The organism is Shewanella seohaensis (genome assembly GCF_023283775.1).
Taxonomy (GTDB): Bacteria; Pseudomonadota; Gammaproteobacteria; order Enterobacterales; family Shewanellaceae; genus Shewanella; species Shewanella seohaensis.
Genome location: NZ_JAKILE010000012.1, coordinates 39,414 through 57,975, shown reverse-complemented (window position 1 = coordinate 57,975; position 18,562 = coordinate 39,414). Strand labels below are relative to the sequence as shown.

Annotated in this window: 13 protein-coding genes; 10 read left to right on the top strand and 3 right to left on the bottom strand. The window is 48.5% G+C overall.

What is annotated here, in order from left to right:
• Positions 1-69: 69 nt before the first annotated feature.
• Positions 70-1,635, bottom strand: coding sequence for a DNA recombination protein RmuC (rmuC, locus tag L2713_RS14395; RefSeq protein ID WP_248968350.1), 1,566 nt, complete (start codon positions 1,633-1,635; stop codon positions 70-72).
• A gap of 274 nt (positions 1,636-1,909) precedes the next feature.
• On the opposite strand from rmuC, the gene msrP reads away from it, so the two are divergent.
• Together msrP and msrQ are read left to right on the top strand one after the other, a co-directional pair.
• The gene (gene msrP, locus L2713_RS14390) at positions 1,910-2,944 is read left to right on the top strand and encodes a protein-methionine-sulfoxide reductase catalytic subunit MsrP (RefSeq protein WP_248968349.1); all 1,035 of its coding nucleotides are present in this window, start codon (positions 1,910-1,912) and stop codon (positions 2,942-2,944) included.
• A 105-nt stretch (positions 2,945-3,049) separates the two neighbouring features.
• Positions 3,050-3,697, top strand: coding sequence for a protein-methionine-sulfoxide reductase heme-binding subunit MsrQ (msrQ, locus tag L2713_RS14385; protein WP_248968348.1), 648 nt, complete (start codon positions 3,050-3,052; stop codon positions 3,695-3,697).
• 92 nt (positions 3,698-3,789) lie between these two features.
• Here the strand turns inward: msrQ and gloA are convergent, their stop codons facing one another.
• Positions 3,790-4,200, bottom strand: a complete 411-nt coding sequence (gloA, locus tag L2713_RS14380) for a lactoylglutathione lyase (protein WP_011626085.1) — start codon at positions 4,198-4,200, stop codon at positions 3,790-3,792.
• A gap of 729 nt (positions 4,201-4,929) precedes the next feature.
• Between gloA and L2713_RS14375 the strand changes: the two genes are divergently transcribed.
• From L2713_RS14375 to L2713_RS14340, 8 genes are all read left to right on the top strand, one after another.
• Positions 4,930-6,126, top strand: coding sequence for a cation diffusion facilitator family transporter (locus L2713_RS14375; RefSeq protein WP_248968347.1), 1,197 nt, complete (start codon positions 4,930-4,932; stop codon positions 6,124-6,126).
• The gene (locus L2713_RS14370; RefSeq protein ID WP_011622868.1) at positions 6,126-6,587 is read left to right on the top strand and encodes a MarR family winged helix-turn-helix transcriptional regulator; all 462 of its coding nucleotides are present in this window, start codon (positions 6,126-6,128) and stop codon (positions 6,585-6,587) included. The genes L2713_RS14375 and L2713_RS14370 overlap by 1 nt, the downstream gene beginning before the upstream one ends.
• A 549-nt stretch (positions 6,588-7,136) precedes the next feature.
• Positions 7,137-9,230 carry a prolyl oligopeptidase family serine peptidase gene (locus L2713_RS14365; protein ID WP_011622867.1) on the top strand — a complete coding sequence of 698 codons (2,094 nt, stop codon included), beginning with the start codon at positions 7,137-7,139 and terminating at the stop codon, positions 9,228-9,230.
• A 253-nt stretch (positions 9,231-9,483) separates the two neighbouring features.
• On the top strand, positions 9,484-11,109 hold the full coding sequence (locus L2713_RS14360) for a phosphoethanolamine transferase (protein ID WP_248968346.1): 1,626 nt from the start codon (positions 9,484-9,486) through the stop codon (positions 11,107-11,109).
• Between the two features lie 155 nt (positions 11,110-11,264).
• On the top strand, positions 11,265-12,293 hold the full coding sequence (locus L2713_RS14355) for a GGDEF domain-containing protein (RefSeq protein WP_109286116.1): 1,029 nt from the start codon (positions 11,265-11,267) through the stop codon (positions 12,291-12,293).
• A gap of 291 nt (positions 12,294-12,584) precedes the next feature.
• A complete protein-coding gene (locus L2713_RS14350; protein ID WP_248968345.1) occupies positions 12,585-13,013 on the top strand; it encodes a MarR family winged helix-turn-helix transcriptional regulator in 429 nt (142 codons plus the stop codon).
• Between the two features lie 55 nt (positions 13,014-13,068).
• Positions 13,069-14,124 (top strand): HlyD family secretion protein, encoded by a 1,056-nt coding sequence (locus L2713_RS14345; RefSeq protein ID WP_248968344.1) that lies wholly within the window; start codon positions 13,069-13,071, stop codon positions 14,122-14,124.
• On the top strand, positions 14,121-15,704 hold the full coding sequence (locus L2713_RS14340; RefSeq protein ID WP_248968343.1) for a DHA2 family efflux MFS transporter permease subunit: 1,584 nt from the start codon (positions 14,121-14,123) through the stop codon (positions 15,702-15,704). The genes L2713_RS14345 and L2713_RS14340 overlap by 4 nt, the downstream gene beginning before the upstream one ends.
• Positions 15,705-15,827: 123 nt before the next feature.
• Here L2713_RS14340 and L2713_RS14335 read toward each other — a convergent pair whose 3' ends face one another.
• Positions 15,828-18,542 carry an acetate--CoA ligase family protein gene (locus L2713_RS14335; protein ID WP_089067717.1) on the bottom strand — a complete coding sequence of 905 codons (2,715 nt, stop codon included), beginning with the start codon at positions 18,540-18,542 and terminating at the stop codon, positions 15,828-15,830.
• Positions 18,543-18,562: the final 20 nt, after the last annotated feature.

The following is an 18,562-nucleotide window of genomic DNA, read 5'->3' as shown; positions in this document are numbered from 1 at the left end:
GGTTACAATCGACTTTTCCCTATCGATTCAGGATTATGAGTTATTGGCTTTCAAACTGCGTGGTTATCGTTATTGTTCGAGTGCGGTGGCATCCTCAGTATGGGTCAAAAGCGTATCGCGATTTGTGTCATCATCACTGCTGTCCTGGGCATCACCCTCGTCTAAGGCTTCATTGAGCGCCTTCTCAAGTAACATCTTATCGAGTTGTTTGCTGGTATCAACACCCAGTTGCTGCATTAAGTGCGCTTGACGCACTAAATTGCCTTTGCCCGATGACAATTTGTTCATGGCACTGTGATAGGTTTTTTCGGCGTTATCCAGAGCACGGCCGAGTTTTTCCATATCATCGAGGTAGCCACAGAGTTTGTCGTAGATGCGACCCGCCTGTTTGGCAATGGTTTGGGCGTGCTGGTTTTGATACTCGTAACGCCAGATATTATTGATTGTTCGCAGGGCAACCAAGAGGTTGGTTGGACTGACCAGCATAATATTTTGCTCAAGGGCAAAGTTCACTAGGCTTGGGTCATGCTCTAGGGCCAGCAAGAAAGCGGGTTCAATCGGGATAAACATCAGCACGTAATCTAAGCTTTTTAGCCCGTGTAAACGCTGATAATCCTTTTGACTCAATCCCTTAATATGATTGCGGATCGATAAAACATGTTCATTGATGGCCTGTTCACGCACCTGCGGATCTTCGCTATTAAAATAGCGCTCGTAGCTGATGAGCGACATTTTGGCATCGATAACTACATCTTTATTTTCAGGCAAATGTACGATCACATCCGGCTTAAAGCGTTTGCCGCTGTCGTCCTTAAGATCCTGCTGGGTGTGATATTCGTGACCTTCGCGCAGGCCACTTTCTTGCAGCACACGGTCTAAAATCACTTCGCCCCAGTTACCTTGCTGCTTGTTATCACCTTTTAAGGCTTTGGTCAGGTTAATGGCATCCTGGCTCATTTTTAAGTTGAGCTCGCGCAGGTGTTCTAATTGATGTTTAAGGGCGCTGCGTTCCGACTGTTCATGGTTGTAGGATTCGCGAATTTGCTGTCTAAACCCTTCTAACTGCTGCTTTAACGGCCCGAGCACACCTTCTAATTGGTTGGCATTTTGATGTTTAAAGCTTTCGCTGCGCTCTTCGAAAATTCGATTGGCAAGGTTCTCAAACTGGGTTTGCAGCCGCACTTCGGCCATTTCTAAGGTGGCGATTTTTTCCTGCATCGCAGATTGCTGGGCATCGGCCTTGGCCTGGATGGTTTGTTGCATCGCATTGGATTTGGATAAGGCCAGTTGTAGCTCGAGTTGGCGGCGATGGCTGTCGGCAAGTTGTTGCTCTAAACTCGGCAGGCGCTCGGCCATGGCTTCGGCTTTGCCCAGTTGTTCTATCTTTTGCTCTAAGCGCTGTTGGCACTGGCGCAGTTGGCTATCTTTATCGTCGACTAAAATTTGCTGCTGGGCGAGGGAGAGTTCGGCGTCTTCGTTTACCTGCCGCATTTCTTGCTCTAATTCGTCTTTAAACTGTTGCCAGCGAGAACGGGTGAGACGTTGATTAAGTAGGGCACCGATTAACAGTCCTAAAAAGGCCACCGCGAGTAGGCCGATGATCTGGGCGAGGGAAAAAGATTGAGAAAATGGCATCTTACTAGCACTCCTTTAGCTGTGGCGCCTAGGGTCGCATGCCCCAAAAAAGGCTTCAAGTGCTTTAATAAACAATCTGTTTAGGCGATAACTCAAATGAGCAAGACTTAGTCGCTTAAGTTGAGATACTGTGAGGGATGAAATTTTTTTGCTGTTATCTGTGTCTATATCCCTACAGCTTATCAACACAGGTAAATGTACCTGAGGTTTTTGGGCGAGCGCTGAGGGTGAGTTAAGCGTCGGTAGATAACATTTATTTTTGCAGAGGTGTCCATTGGCTAATCAATCACGTTTTACACCGGGTATTTTGAAAAAAGCGCGCTGGCATATCCAAGATAATCAAGTAACCCCCGAATCGGTGTTTAAGGCGCGCCGCCATATAGTGAAAGCCATGGGCCTTGGCGCGATTGGGGCTAGCATTCCGGGTTATGTGCAGGCGGGATTATTCGATCTGTTTGGCGAACAACCCAAAACCAGCTTTATCACCACGCCATTGACCTTTGAGGCCAATGCGCGCTATGGCAAGGACGAAGTGCTAACGCCTGTCGATAAGGTCACCACCCACAATAACTTTTATGAGTTTGGTACCAGCAAACAGGATCCGTCTGATAACGCCCAGCAGTTTAAGGTCGACCCTTGGCAATTACGTATCGAAGGTGAAGTGGAGCGCCCGATGACGCTCGATTATCAAGATCTCACTAAGCTATTTCCTCTGGAAGAACGTATTTATCGCCTGCGCTGCGTCGAAGCTTGGTCCATGGTGATCCCTTGGGTGGGCTTTCCGCTCGCCGCATTACTGAAAAAAGTCGGGGTGACCAGTAAAGGCAAGTATGTTGCCTTTGAAACGGCCTTCGATCCCGAGCAAATGCCGGGACAAAAGAGCCGTTTAATGGGCGGCGGTATTCATTATCCCTATGTGGAAGGTCTAACCATTGCCGAGGCGATGAATGAGCTGACGCTGATGTCGGTCGGACTCTACGGTAAAACCTTGCCGCCGCAAAACGGCGCGCCGATCCGCTTAGTGGTGCCTTGGAAATACGGTTTTAAGAGCATTAAATCCATTGTCCGCATTCGGGTGATGGACAAGCAGCCGCCCACCAGTTGGAGTCAACTCGCGCCCCATGAGTATGGTTTTTATGCCAATGTGAATCCTGCGGTGGACCATCCCCGTTGGTCGCAGGCGAGTGAGCGGCGCATCGGCGAGGGTGGGCTATTCTCGGCAAAACGCATCGATACGCAGCCCTTTAATGGCTATGGTGAATTTGTCGCTTCTCTATATGAGGGTATGGATTTAAGGCAATTTTATTAACCTATAGCGACCGTATCCTAGGCGCAATCGATTGCGTCTAGCGAACAAGTTGCAAAAGCTGCAAATAGGTCAGTGTCTTTAAAGGGCAAAAAGAGTAGGAGTCTTATGTTCAACATCACGGCGTTAAGAGTCACGCCAAAACAGCTGCTCTGGGTCAAACTAGTCTTTCATTTGATTGGGCTTATCCCGATTGCTTGGTTGGTTTTTACTGTGCTGTCGGGCCGTGCTGGCGGCGATCCCGTGCAGCATATTATCCACTTTACTGGCATTGGCGCGTTGAATGCGTTAGCGGCGACGCTGTTGATTTCGCCCCTTGCTAAGGGATTAAAGTTAGGCTGGTTAATGCAGACGCGCCGCTTGGTTGGCTTGTATGTGTTTGCCTATGCGACTTTGCATATTGTGGCGTTTTTTAGTTTAGATCTGCTGTTTGCCTGGGAGTTATTCTTCAGCGAGGTGGCGAAACGGCCTTATATTTTAGTCGGCGCACTGGCCTATGTGATAGTCACCGCGCTCGCGCTGACGTCCTTTAAAGCCTTGATGCGTAAGATGGGTCGCAGTTGGCAAACGCTACACAATGGGGTGTATGTCGTGGCGATTCTGGCGCCGATTCATTTTTATTGGTCGGTAAAGTCCGAAATTATCGAACCGAGTCTGTATATCCTCGGCTTTGGTTTGTTGCTCGCGTGGCGTTTACCCATTTGGCAGAAGAAACGCAGCAGCCGTATCGCGATGGCCGCCGAGGGCAAGCGATAGTCTGCAGTGTTGGCATTTATCAATGAGTAAAGAAAACGGCGTTTGCAGGGCATGCAAACGCCGTTTTTATATCAGGCGGGAAGATTAAAGGCTTAACCTAAACCTTGGGTCGCCGATTTCATTTGAATAAATTCAATCTTATAACCGTCGGGATCTTCCACAAACGCGATTTCAGTGGTGCCGCCAGCAACAGGGCCGGGCGCGCGAGTGACTTTACCACCCGCAGCGGCAATGGCTTCGCAGCGGGCATAAATGTCTTCATCACCTATGGCAATATGACCAAAGGCCGTGCCGAGATCGTATTTTTCCGTACCCCAGTTGTAGGTTAACTCGATGACGGCCTGACCCGTTGATTCTTCACCGTAACCCACGAAGGCGAGGGAATATTTGTACTCTGGATTTTCGGAGGTGCGTAGCAGCTTCATGCCCAGCACTTGAGTGTAAAAAGCGATACTGCGTTCTAAGTTACCGACGCGAAGCATGGTGTGTAACAGTTGTGACATAGGATTATCTCGGTCAATGAATTACGTCGGCAGTATATCAAAATTTGCCAAAAATCATGCCGGAATGTTAATCGAATAAATGGATTGCCCAATCTTGATTTCGATAATTACGTGCGCTAGGGAAGAGGGTGCAGTGTGAGCTGTATCACTTTGCCTGCCTGCGCGGTGTGAAAAGTGCACGATTATTTAGCTCTTGCTCACAAAATAACTATCTCAATATAGGCATTTATCTCAGCCTTGATAATAATGGGGTTATACCAACTAGGAGAGTGAATATGAACACCGAACTAAAAATGGCGCTAGGTACGACAGTTGTAATTGCTTTATTTTTCAGTGCATTCTTTGTATCCATATTCTGATATTACATTCAAATCCCTTCCCATGCAGAGGCGCTTAAGTCGATTGATTTAAGCGCCTTTGTGTTATTTGTCCCATAGCGTTTATCCCGTTCTTTATTTCAATCTCCTGAGCTGTCGTGCTTAGGGTCGCCTAAGCGATGGCGTCATTGCTAAACACCCGCGGGGCTGGCTTTGCCTGCGTTTAATCCTGTGATATTTAGCAACAGTTGTGCAAATAGTTTGAAAAATGATTATTTTGATATTTATATATTTTGATTTTCAAACTAAACTGGCGACAGAAGTCATCAATCACCACAGCGTGTTTGCTCTTGCTGCATGAATTTACGCTCACTCATTTATGCAAGCTAGGGAAATCGCTTAGGAAAAAATAATGAAAACAACATCTTCAACCGAGAAGCCGATGCAGAGTACCGGGCTTGGGCATTCTGTCGCGCAGTGGCAGCACTCCCATGGATTTTCTAACCAAAATACGGCGGGCGAAAAAAACACTCGCTATGTGTTGTATCTCACCCTGATTACCATGGTGGCCGAGATTGTGGCGGGGACAATTTATGGCTCTATGGCCTTGCTGGCCGATGGTTGGCATATGGGCACCCACGCCGCCGCCTTTATGATCACCCTGTTTGCCTATTCCTATGCCCGTAAGCATGCCAATGATCCGGCCTTTGCCTTTGGTACTGGAAAGGTGAGTGTGCTTGGCGGTTACACCAGCGCCATCGCCTTAGGCTTAGTGGCCTTAGTGATGTTGATTGAGTCGGGCATGCGCTTGATTAATCCTGAGGATATTCACTTTAATGAAGCGATTTTTGTCGCCCTGATCGGCTTAAGCGTGAACGTATTGAGTGTGTTCCTGTTGAAAGATCACCATTCCCACGACCATGGGCATTCGCACGGCCACTCGCATGGACATTCACACAGTCACTCACACGACCATGATCACGACGATGATGATCATAAAGAGCATCAAGATAATCATTGCTGCCATGGGCACGATCATCATGCTGCTGACCATGACCATGACCATGACCATGACCATGACCATGACCATGACCATGCCGACCATTCACACAGCCACGCACAGGGTCATTCCCATGGGCATTCACACGGGCGCTCGGGCCATGATCACAACCTGAGGGCCGCCTATTTCCACGTTTTAGCCGATGCGTTAACCTCAGTGCTGGCGATTGCGGCGCTGTTATTCGGTAAATATATGGGCTTAACTTGGCTCGATCCGATTATGGGGATTGTTGGCGCGATTATTATCAGCCGCTGGTCATGGGGTCTTATCCAACAGACCAGTCCAATTCTGTTGGACGGTGGGGTAAAAGCCTCGCTACAGCGCAAAGTGCGTGAGACCATAGAGGCGGTACCGGATCATCAAGTGGCCGATTTACATATTTGGCGCGTGAGTGCCGATCACCATGCTATTATGGTGTCCATTGTGTCTCACTCACCGAAAGAAGCCAGTTATTTTAATCAGTTACTGACTAAGTTCCCTGAGTTATCCCATATTACCATTGAGCTGCATACTTGCCGTCAACGTGAGTGTGTGGCTAAGGAAGCCTAATGACAGTTGCACACCCGCATGATGCTTTATCAGCCGCGTCCGCCCATTCTACGGATCAGGCCTTGAACCATGTGATTATTGAGTTTTATGAAAAATTATCATCGTGGGAGCATGCTATTGTGCGCGATAAGGGTTTTAGCTTGTCGCAGGTACACACGATAGAGTTGTTGGGTGTGCACGGTGCGATGCGAATGAAGGAACTTGCCGACAAAATCGGTGTGACTACAGGTACGCTCACCGTACAAATCGATAAAATGGTCGAGTCCCAGTGGGTGATGCGCCGTCCCCATGAGAGTGATAGACGCTCGATTCTGGTTGAGCTCACCGAGAAAGGTCAGGCGCTGTTCCTCGAGCATGATGCACTGCATTTGCAATTAACGACCGATCTCACCGCTAAGATGAGTGCAGAGGAGCGAAGTTTACTGCTGAGTCTGTTGACGCGGATGAATCAAGAGTTTTAATGGTAGCGTTTACTCGCGATTCAGTATTGATTAAAGCGCCCCGATGGGCGCTTTTTTTGGCGGGCGTGTTGACGTTTCAGGGTTATTTTTGCAGCAATTAGGCTGGCTTTTATGCAAGGCAACGTCCGTGCCGTGTAGTTATTCTACATAAACGGACGATAACGCAGCAGAAACGCCAGCCAAATGCTGCCCGAAGGGTTCGTCTGGCAAGCCTTTGCTCTTACTTTCTGTCATAAGAGCCGCTCGTCATTTGAGTAGACTACACATCATTCCTCGTTTCGCGAGCACGTACTTGCTAGAACGAACAAAATCTAATCTCGAAACGTCAACACGCCCGCATAGCATCTCGAATATTTTCGATTCATTCTCGATTAATCATCCGTGATTACAATATCTTACCTTTTGTTACATTCTTGTTGTATTAAAGGTTGAACTGGAGGTCAATTAAGGTAATGTAGGGCAGAAATCAAGATGGACTCAATTTAAGGGCTCTGGTCAAGGACTCTGTTCAAGGACTATGTTTAAGGGCTCTGTTTAAAAAGGAATCACATGAATCGTAAATTACTGCCTTGGTGCATCGCAGGGGTACTCACTATGAGTGGTCAACTCCACGCCGAAGAAGACAAATACCTTTGGCTCGAAGAGGTTGAAGGCGCAAAGCCGATGGAGTGGGTTAAGGCCCAAAATGCCACTTCTGCCGCTGAAATTAAAGCCTTCAAAGGCTTCGATACCTTAGTTGCCAACAGCCTCGCTATCCTTAATGACAAAGAGCGTATTCCTTACGCCACCCATATTGGCGATAAGCTGTATAACTTTTGGAAGGATGATACCCATGTGCGGGGGATTTACCGCCGCACTACGATGGAAGAATACGCCAAGGCGGATCCAAAGTGGGAAACCGTGCTCGATGTCGATGCCTTAGGCAAAACCGAAGCGGTGAACTGGGTATTCAAAGGCATTGATTGCCAGTATCCACAGAATCAGCGCTGCTTTGTGTCCTTGTCCCGTGGCGGCGCCGATGCGGTCGAAGTGCGTGAATTTGATTTAACCACCAAAGACTTTGTGCCTGCGAAAGACAAACCTTTCTTCTTAAAAGAAGCGAAATCTAGCCTTAGTTGGATTAATACCGATCAGGCCTTTGTCGGTACCGACTTTGGCGATGGTCAAAGCATGACGGACTCGGGTTATCCCCGCGTGGTAAAGTTATGGCAACGTGGTACGCCGCTTGAACAAGCGAAAACCATTTTCAGTGGCGACAAAACTTCGGTCGCGGTATCGGGTTGGGTGATATTTGACGACAAAACCCCACTGAGCCTAGTCACAGAGGCGCATACCTTTTACACCGCTACTCAATATGTTTACCAAGACGGCAAACTCATAAAGCTGCCACTCCCACAGGATGCCGAGATTAAAGGCTATTTCCAGGGCAAGCTGTTTATTGAGCTTAAGAGTGAGTTAGCAACCCCTGCGGCGACATTCAGCCAAGGCGCAGTGGTGTACGCCAATGTGGCGGATTTGATTGCCCAAAAAGCCGCCTTTACTGAATTTGTCAGCCCAACGCCGACCGCATCAATCGCCCAGTTAACGTTCAGTAAGAGCGCGATTTTTGTTAATTGGCTCGATAACGTGAAGAGCAAACTGGTTCGCTATGAGCAAGACGCGAAAGGCGCATGGCAAAGCACGCCGGTACCCTTTGAGGCCAACGGCGCGTTAACCGTGATGGATATGGAGCGCGACAGTGATGATTTCTTTGTCAATTACACAAGTTTCCTTGAGCCATCGAGCCTGTATACCGTCAATGCTAAGGCGTTAAAACCGCAAAAGATGAAAGGTATGCCTCAGCAATTTGCGGCGGATAAATTTACCACCGAGCAGTATTTTGCAACCTCAAAGGATGGCACTAAAGTGCCGTATTTTGTGGTGATGGCAAAAGATCTTAAGCTCGATGGCAGTAATCCAACACTGCTTTATGGTTATGGTGGTTTTGAAGTGTCACTGCGCCCAGCCTATTCTGCAACCATTGGTAAAAACTGGTTAGAGCAGGGCGGCGTGTATGTGCTGGCGAATATCCGTGGTGGCGGCGAGTATGGGCCTGCGTGGCATCAAGCGGCGCTTAAGGAAAATCGTCATAAGGCTTACGAGGACTTTGAAGCCATCGCCGAGGATCTCATTGCCCGTAAGATTACCTCGAGCAAGCATTTAGGTATTCAAGGTGGCAGTAATGGTGGTTTGCTGATGGGCGCCGCCTTTACCCGTCGTCCCGATCTCTACAATGCCGTGGTCTGCCAAGTGCCGTTACTCGACATGTACCGCTTCAATAAGTTACTCGCCGGCGCAAGTTGGATGGGGGAATACGGAAATCCCGATGTGCCTGAGGAATGGGCTTACATTAAAACCTATTCGCCATACCATAATCTGCACAAGGATACGCATTATCCAAAGGTGTTCTTCACTACCTCAACCCGTGATGACAGGGTTCACCCTGGACATGCGCGTAAGATGGTGGCCAAGATGAAGGACATGGGTATCGATGTGCTTTACTATGAAAATATCGAAGGTGGGCATGCTGGGGCTGCAGATAATAATCAAGCTGCGGAACTAAATTCAATGGCGTTTGCCTACTTATTACAGCAGTTAAAATAATCGTGACCTTTTCACGCAAAAAGTGTCGCGATTAGCACCGAGCAAGTCCCTATAGGTTGGGGAGCAAAAAACGGTCGAATTCATTCAGGTTCGGCCGTTTTTTTAATCCGCATTTTAACTTGTTAATAATATTAATAATTTTATTGAGTAGGCCAAGGTCAGTTGCTAAGATGACATTCATTTTTAGGCATAAGATTACCTTAAGAAAACTAAGTTAGCTTCGGCCCACTATTTATTTGAGAGACCATTACCAGTGCTGACGAGATTTAAAACCCTAACTGTGAATCGCTTCACCTTCCTCACCGCATTATTTTACGTTTGCGTTTTTAATATCCCTCTCTTTGAAGTCATCAAAAAAGGCATTGAAAAACAACCTGATGTGGATCCGATCTTTATCGCCACTATGCCGCTGTTTTTAACCTTTGCACTGAGTTTTGTGTTTTCACTGTTTACGGTGAAGTATCTGGTAAAACCCTTTTTCATCATTCTTACGCTGCTCTCCTCGAGCGTGTTTTTTGCCGCGCTTAAATACAATGTCGTGTTCGACTACGGCATGATTGAAAACACCTTTCAAACCAACAGCGCAGAAGCCTTGATGTATGTGAACTTTGCTTCCATTCTCAACATGCTGCTCACAGGGATTTTGCCCGCCTATTTAATTTATAAAGCCGATATCCAATACAAGCCATTTTTTAAAGAATTGCTACATAAAGTCTTGTTTATGCTGGCGATGCTCGCGGGGCTCGGGATTATCGCCTTCTTCTATTTCCAAGATTACGCCGCCTTTGGTCGCAATAATGATGAGATCAAACGCTATATCGTGCCGACCTATTTTATTGGTGCAGCGTCTAAATACATTAACGTGCATTATTTGCAAACACCGATGGAATATCAGCAACTGGGCTTAGATGCGAAAAATGTGACGACCAATGCCAACGGCAAACCTAACCTGTTAGTGCTAGTGGTGGGCGAGACTGCTCGTTCGATGAACTATCAATACTATGGTTACGATAAACCGACCAATGCTCACACAGAAGGACAAGGCTTGATTGCCTTTAAAGATACCCATTCCTGCGGTACGGCAACGGCGGTCTCGCTGCCTTGCATGTTCTCGCGTATGGGACGTGAGGATTACGATTCTCGCCGCGCCTATGCCCAAGACACGGCTATGGATGTACTGAATCACGGCGGGATTAAAGTGCAGTGGTTTGATAATGACTCGGGTTGTAAAGGGGTGTGCGATCAGGTTGAAAACATCACCATCGACCTTAATAGCGATCCTGAACTCTGCTCGGGCCAATATTGTTTCGACCAAGTGCTGCTCAATAAACTCGATGAAGCTTTAGCCAATGCAGAGCAGAAAGACACTGTGATTGCCCTGCATGTGATCGGCAGCCATGGGCCGACGTACTTCCTGCGTTATCCGCCAGAGCACCGTAAATTTACGCCGGATTGCCCACGCAGTGATATTCAAAACTGCAGCGCCGAAGAGCTGATGAACACCTATGACAACACGATTTTGTATACCGATTACATCATCAGTGAAGTGGTGAATAAGCTTAAACAGCAACAAGCTAAGTTTGATACCGCCATGTTCTATGTGTCGGATCACGGCGAATCTCTGGGTGAGAAAGGCATGTATCTACATGGTGCGCCGTACAGCATTGCGCCGATTGAACAAACCAGTATTCCTATGCTGGCCTGGGTGTCGGAGGATTTCAGCCAAGACAACCATTTAAATATGGCGTGTTTGGCTAAAGAGGCCGAGAAGGGCGGCTTCTCCCACGACAATCTGTTCGACAGTTTGTTGGGATTAATGAACGTACAGACCCAAGTGTATCAGCCTAAGTTAGATATTTTTGCCCGCTGCCGCGGTTAAGTTCAGTAGGCTTGTGAATAGATGAAGGAGGATGGTGACATCCTCCTTTGTTTTTTGCGCGCCATCATAATAATCATTGTGCCCAGTATCCAAATTGAAGTAGTTGAGTTAACTTAAGTGATACAAAAACATAACAACCATTGGGTGCGCGATTCATGTCTTCTTCTGCAGCAAATAAAGAGCTCGATTCGGCGGCGCAAATCCTGCGATTAGCCGTGCCACAAATGTCTGCGCTTGATATTCCCGTGACCCCCGAAAACTACACGGTTTGGTATGAGTATTTTGCCCAGTCAAACCTCGACTTAAATCGCGCCATTGATGGCTTTCTGGCAAACAAAGTGGTGTTTACTAAGGAGGTGAATACCAGTCTGTACAAGAATTTTATTCAAGAAAAATCCCCAGAAGTGATTGAGAATGTCCAAATTGAAACTCAAATATTGATCAACTCGCTGATCAGTAAAATTTCTCAGTTAACCCAAGGGACGGAGGCCTTTTCAAGTACCTTGGCGGACTTTGGACTGCAATTGCAATCAACCCCCGATGTCTGCACCTTGAACCAATTAGTGGGTGGGGTGATAGATGAAATGCAAAATCTATTAATCAACAACCAGAACATGGAGCAAAGCTTAACGGCCATGGGTCAAGAGGTGCAGAACTTAAAATCCGAGATGGAGAACCTAAGTTTAGCAGCCATGACAGATCAATTGACCTCTCTGCATAACCGCCGCGCCTACGAGATTGCCATTCAAGATCATATTCACCGCGCCGAAGAGCAACAAACCCGTTGCAGCCTGTTACTCATCGATATTGACCGCTTTAAATTGTTTAACGATACCTATGGCCATCAAGTGGGGGATAAAGTGTTAGCCTATGTCGCGCTCGCCCTTAAACAATGTGTGCGGGGGGATGACTTTGTCGCTCGCTATGGCGGCGAGGAGTTTGTGGTGGTGTTGCCTAATACCCATTTCCACGATGCGCTCCAAGTGGCCGAAACCTTAAGGGAGCGTATCTCAGAGCGGCGTTTAGCTATAGGCAAAGATAAAAAACTCTCACTGGGCGCGATTACAGTGTCTATCGGCCTAGCCTCGTTACAAAAAGGGGACGATGCCGAAACCTTATTTAGCCGAGCGGACAAAGCCTTATATGAAGCCAAATCCGATGGCCGTAACTGCGTGCGCGGCTAGCAAATTGGGCAAGATAGTTTAGTTAGATGGCTTGGAAAATGTTTCTGAGCTGAGGTGCAAGTCTGTGCCATTTTGACTATTCGGCTAAGGCACTTTTGCTCAAAGGCTCTTTCGCTAATGACCCTGTATCAATCAATGAATAAAAATTAATCTCACCTCTTATCAATTAGTTATCAGGATCCTCCCGCAGCATTTGCATTTTGTTACCTATGTTGCCTAAATGGGCAATTGCTTTACATCGCATACCATCCATATAATAAGCAATACTTACTATGTGGATGACTTATTAAAATGGCATCAAATACCCTAGGCGCACTCTTAAGTGATATTACCCGCATGATGCGCCGTGTATTCCAGGAAACCTACAGGCCCACGGCAGACTGCTCACTGACACTGTCTCAGGCGAGAGCCTTATTGCATATCGCGCGCAACGAAGGTCTTAAACAGATTGAACTGGCGGATCGCCTCGAGATTAAACCTATCACGGCCGCGAGATTAATTGATGTGCTGTGTGACGCAGGCTTGGTTGAACGTAGACCCGATGCCAAGGACAGACGCGCTTTTCAGTTATTTTTGACTGAAGCGGCTGCGCCCCATTTGGCCGAAATTGAACGCGCCGTAACCATAGTGTACGCCCAAGCCTTTAAAGGATTCGATGAAGCCGAGTCACAAACGGTGATCCGCTTGTTGTCGCAAATTCATAAAAATTTTTCGGCCTAATCAAAGCTGATAATCCATCCCAGTGATAGACGTGAGTGAAGTTGGAGTTGTTGTAATGACTGACGCAAGCCCTCAAGCCCCTCAAGGTAATATGCGTAAAAAACGCAGCGTGTTACTGATTGTGGTTCCCCTGTTATCTGTTTTGGCCATAGGTGCGGTTTATCTGCATGGCGGCCGCTACATGGAAACCGATAACGCCTATGTGAAGGCGGATAAAGTCCCCGTGAGTGCTCAAGTGGCCGGGAATGTAGATAGCTTGTATGTGGTGGAAAACCAACGGGTTGAGAAGGGGCAAGTGTTGTTTCGCCTCGACGATGCCATGTTTAAGGTGATGGTCGATAAGGCAAGCGCCAAACTGGCGCAGGTCAAAACCGATTTAGCGGTACTCAAGGCGAGTTACCATGAGAAGCAAGCCGAAATTACCCTAGCTGAAACTAAGTTAACCTTTGCCGAGAAAGAGCAAAAGCGGCAGGAGAATTTAATCGGTAAACACTTTGTGTCGGAATCTCAGCTTGAGGATGCAAGACAAAATACCGATATTGCGCGGCAGAATATTCAGACTCTGCAAAAAGATTTACACCGCATTGCCGAAAGCTTAGGCGGCAGCCCCGATTTCCCGATTGAACAACATCCTAGCTATTTAGAAGCTTTAGCCCAATTAAATGAAGCCAAGCTGGATTTAAGCCGCGTGGAGATTAAAGCCCCAGTATCAGGTGTCGTTAGCCAACTGCCTAAGCTGGGACAATATGTCAATGTTGGCGCCATCGCCCTCGCGCTGGTGGCCGATCATGCTCTTTGGATTGAGGCGAACTTCACCGAAACCGATTTAACCCACGTCAAACCCGGACAAAAGGTCAATATCCATATCGATACCTTTCCCGACAATCGCTGGCAAGGTACGGTCGAGAGTTTAAGTCCGGCAACGGGCGCTGAGTTCTCGCTAATCCCCGCGCAAAATGCCACGGGCAACTGGGTGAAAATCGCCCAGCGCGTTCCGGTGCGAATTGCCATTGATACTGTGTTGCCCGAGGCGCCACTGCGTGCCGGATTAAGCGCAGTGGTGGATATCGATACTGAATATCAACGCCAGTTGTTGGGTTTTAGTCTGTGAGTCAGCAAGTAGTCGCAGGGCAAGACCATGCCCAAGCTGAGCGCGTGAATTCGAGCGACATTTTACACACCGATACCAAACCTAAGTCTGAGCAACATCTTGGGTTTATCACGCTTTCGGTGATGCTAGCGACCATTATGCAAGCGCTGGATACTACGATTGCCAACGTGGCCTTGCCCCATATGCAGGGCAGCATGGGGGCGACTCAGGATCAAATCTCTTGGGTGTTAACCTCCTATATTGTGGCCGCAGCGATTTTTATGCCGCTGACGGGGTTTTTAACCGCAAGGCTTGGGCGTAAACGGGTATTTATGTGGGCTGTGGTGGGCTTTACGATTGCCTCTATGCTCTGCGGCGCTGCGCAAAACCTTGAGCAAATTGTGTTATTTCGCTTATTGCAAGGGGTGTTTGGTGCCAGCTTAGTGCCTTTATCCCAATCGGTATTACTCGACAGTTATCCGCCAGAGCGCCATGGTTCGGCCATGGCCCTTTGGGGAGTGGGGGTGATGGTCGGGCCGATTTTGGGGCCATCCCTCGGTGGTTGGTTAACTGAGTATTACAACTGGCGCTGGGTGTTCTATATCAACCTGCCTTTTGGATTATTGGCCTGGTTTGGTCTTGCCGCCTATGTGAAAGAAACGCCGCTGGACCATAGCCGTAAGTTCGATTTACTCGGTTTTGCCATGTTGAGTCTGGCCATTGGCGCCTTGCAAATGTTGCTCGACAGGGGAGAATCCCTCGATTGGTTTTCTAGTCGCGAAATTGTTATCGAAGCCATTATTGCTGGCATGGCGTTTTATTTGTTTGTGGCCCATATCTTTACCCATAAACATCCCTTTATTGAGCCCGGGCTGTTTAAGGACCGAAACTTCAGTGTGGGACTTATCTTCATTTTTATCATTGGGATTATTCTGCTGGCGACCATGGCCTTACTGCCGCCGTTTATGCAGAACCTGTTAGGTTATCCTGTGATTGATGTGGGTTACTTGCTGGCGCCAAGGGGCGTCGGCACTATGATCGCCATGATGACTGTGGGTAAACTCGCCGGCAAAGTGGATGTGCGCTACCAAATCTTCTTAGGTTTGATGCTCACTATTTTGTCCCTATGGGAGATGACGGGTTTTAACACCAATATTACCGGCTGGGACATAGTGCGCACTGGGATTATCCAGGGCCTTGGCTTAGGGTTTATCTTTGTACCACTGTCGACAATTACCTTTGCAACCTTAGCGGCGAAATACCGTAATGAGGGGACTGCGCTCTTTAGTCTGATGCGAAATATCGGCAGCAGCATAGGGATCTCCGTGGTGATCACCTATCTTGCCCAGCACACACAGATGAACCATGCGGTGTTTGCCGATTACATTCATCCCTTTAGTTTTGCGCTGCAACATGCTGTTGATGTTCATGCCGTTGATTTATCGACGACGCAGGGCATAGCCTTACTCAATGCCGAAGTGAATCGTCAGGCGGCTACCTTGGCCTATTTGCAGGACTTTAGGTTAATGATGTGGGTGACGTTATCCGCCGTGCCCTTAGTGTTTCTGCTTAAAGGCGTGCATAAAAAACCAAAGCTTTAAAATGAGCAGTAAATCGGGGTTTAGTGGCATCAGCTAAGCGCTAACTGCATGATAAATAAAAACGCCGCATCTTTTGAGTGCGGCGTTTTTTATTGTGTCCAGCGAAACGCAGACTGCTTCGCGCTATTGACTGCTATTGGCGTTGGGCGCCTTAAGATCCATATGCATTTTGATCAAATGCTCCTCCATATCGAAGGTGACCTTAAAGCCTAAGCTCTTGGCAAGGCTTGCCATATTACGGTTTTCAAACATGGTAAAGCCGGTTAGCACTGGGGTGTCGTTGGCTTGATAGTATTTAATCAATTTTTCGAGCAGCAATTTGCCTAGCCCAATACCTTGGTGATCGCCTCGCACCGCCATGGCAAATTCGGCTTCGGTATTGTCGGGATCGATGGAGGCCCTGACCGCACCTAAGGTAATGTCATCACCGTCTGGCCCCTTGGCGGTGGCGATAAACGCCATTTCGCGGGCATAGTCGATTTGGGTCAGTACCGCCATTTCCTCGTGGGTCATCTTAGAGCGCACGCCGAAGTAGCGTTTGTATCTATCTTCATCGGAAAGGGAATTATCAAAGGCCAAATGCTTGGGTTCATCCTCGGGCAGGATGGGGCGCAGCATGACTTTAAGGCCATTCTTAAGCTCGGCAAATTCCTCTAATTCCTTGGGATAAGGCATGATGGCAAGGCGCGAGGTGTTATCGGTATTGGCATCGTGCAGACGGATATTCACATCGAGTAGGGTGATGTTTTCCCCCGCCGCCAACACAGGGTTAAGATCTAACGATGCTATCTCTGGGCAATCGATGATGATGTGGGATATTTGCGTCAGCATCACGCATAGGGCGTTCATATCCAGCCCCAGCGGTAAATGCCTATCTTTTAACTTATGGGTCTTTAAGGCTTGGATCACCATGTAACGGGCCAGCGCCATATTGAGTGGCGGCAAGGCGACTGCGGCATCTTGAGTCGGATCCCACTCCGAGCCGCCTTCACCTAAACAGATGGCAGGACCGAATACGGGATCGCTAATCACGGCGACCCGAATTTCCTGCGCGCCGGCGGTCAATGCCATCTTCTGCACTATCATGCCCTCGATAATCGCGTCGGGATTGGCCTGATGCACCCGCTGGGTAATTGCATTGGCGGCATGGCGAATATCTTCTGCCGAGGTGAGGTTAAGCATGACGCCGTGGACATCGGATTTATGCAAAATATTCGGTGATTGCACCTTGAGCGCGAGGGGATAACCCGCCTCGTTGGCGATGGCGACGGCCTCATCGGCATCTTTGACAAACCAAGTGTCGATAGTATTGAGGCCATAGGCGCGCAAAATCGGGCTGGCTTCGTGGGTTTCGAGCACCGCTTTGCCCTTGGCCTGCGCCGCTTGCAGCAGTTTTCGCGCCGTTTGGCTATCGGTTGGAATATTGTCGGGGATAGATTGCGGCACTTCCTGCAGCAGTTTTTGGTTACGGCGATATTCCACCATATGCATAAAGGCACCGACCGCACCTTCGGGGGTGCGATAGGTGGAGATACCGCCCTTGGTAAAGCGTTTACGGGCCTGATAGGCGGAGTCTTCACCGCTCCAGTTGGTGAGGATATTTAAGCGGTTTTTCTTCGGATGCGCGTGGATAACTTTAATTAAGGCATCGGCAATCTCGACACTTTCGCCAAGGGCGGACGGCGAATGCAGCACTAAGATGGCGTCTAATTCTTCACAATCCATCAAGATATTAAGTGCGCTGGCGTAACGGCTGGCGTTGGCATCGCCGATAATATCGACGGGATTTTGTTTCGACCAAGTATTGGGCAGCACGGCATCGAGTTTAGCTATGGTCTCTTGGGATAATTCCGCCAGTTTGCCACCGCGTAGGATCAATTCATCGACGGCTAATACCGCGGGGCCGCCACCATTACTGATGATCCCTAATCGTTCGCCCTGAAGTGGATTTGAGTGGGCGAGGCTTTCTACCGCGGCAAAAAGTTCAATCAAATCATTCACCCGCAGCATACCCGCGCGCCTAAAGGCGGCTTCGTACACGGCATCGTTGCCGCCAATTCCACCCGTATGTAACTTGGCGGCACGAACGCCTTCGGCGCTGCGGCCGGATTTAATTACTAAGATGGGCTTATTGCGGGAAGCGGCGCGGGCGGCGGAGAGGAAATGGCGCTTTTCATTGACCGAATCGATATACAACATGATGGCGCTGGTACGGCTATCGCGACCGAGGAAATCGAGTAACTCATCGAAGTTAATATCGGTGGCATCCCCAAGGGAGATAAAAGAGGAAAAACCAATGCCTTTGTTGTTTGCCCAATCCAGCACTGTGGTACAAATTGCCGCCGACTGCGACACAAACGCAATTTTGCCGGGCAGGGCGCTGGCATGGGCCAAACTGGCATTGAGTCCTAGCGGTGGCAACAACATCCCCAAACTATTGGGGCCAAGAATGCGCATGCCATAGCGTTTAGCATGTTGCATGGCTAAGTCGAGTAGGCTGACACCTTCTTCATTGACTTCCTGTGCCATGCCGGAGGCCATGATAATCGCCACTTTACAGCCGAATTGGGCCAGAGTTTCGACGATGGCGGGCACGCGGCTGGCGCGGGTACAGATAACCGCTAAATCGGGCTTTATCGGCAAGGCTTCAATATTGGGATAGGCAAGTACCCCCATTACCGCGCGGTATTTTGGCGTCACGGGCATGATGGGGCCTGAAAATCCGCTCGAGAGCAGGTTTTTCATCAGCACATTACCGGCACGTTTCTCGCTATTGGAGGCGCCAATAATCGCTACGGATGTGGGTTTAAATAAGGAGTGTAATGTACGTTGACTCATAAATGATCCCATCCCAGTCG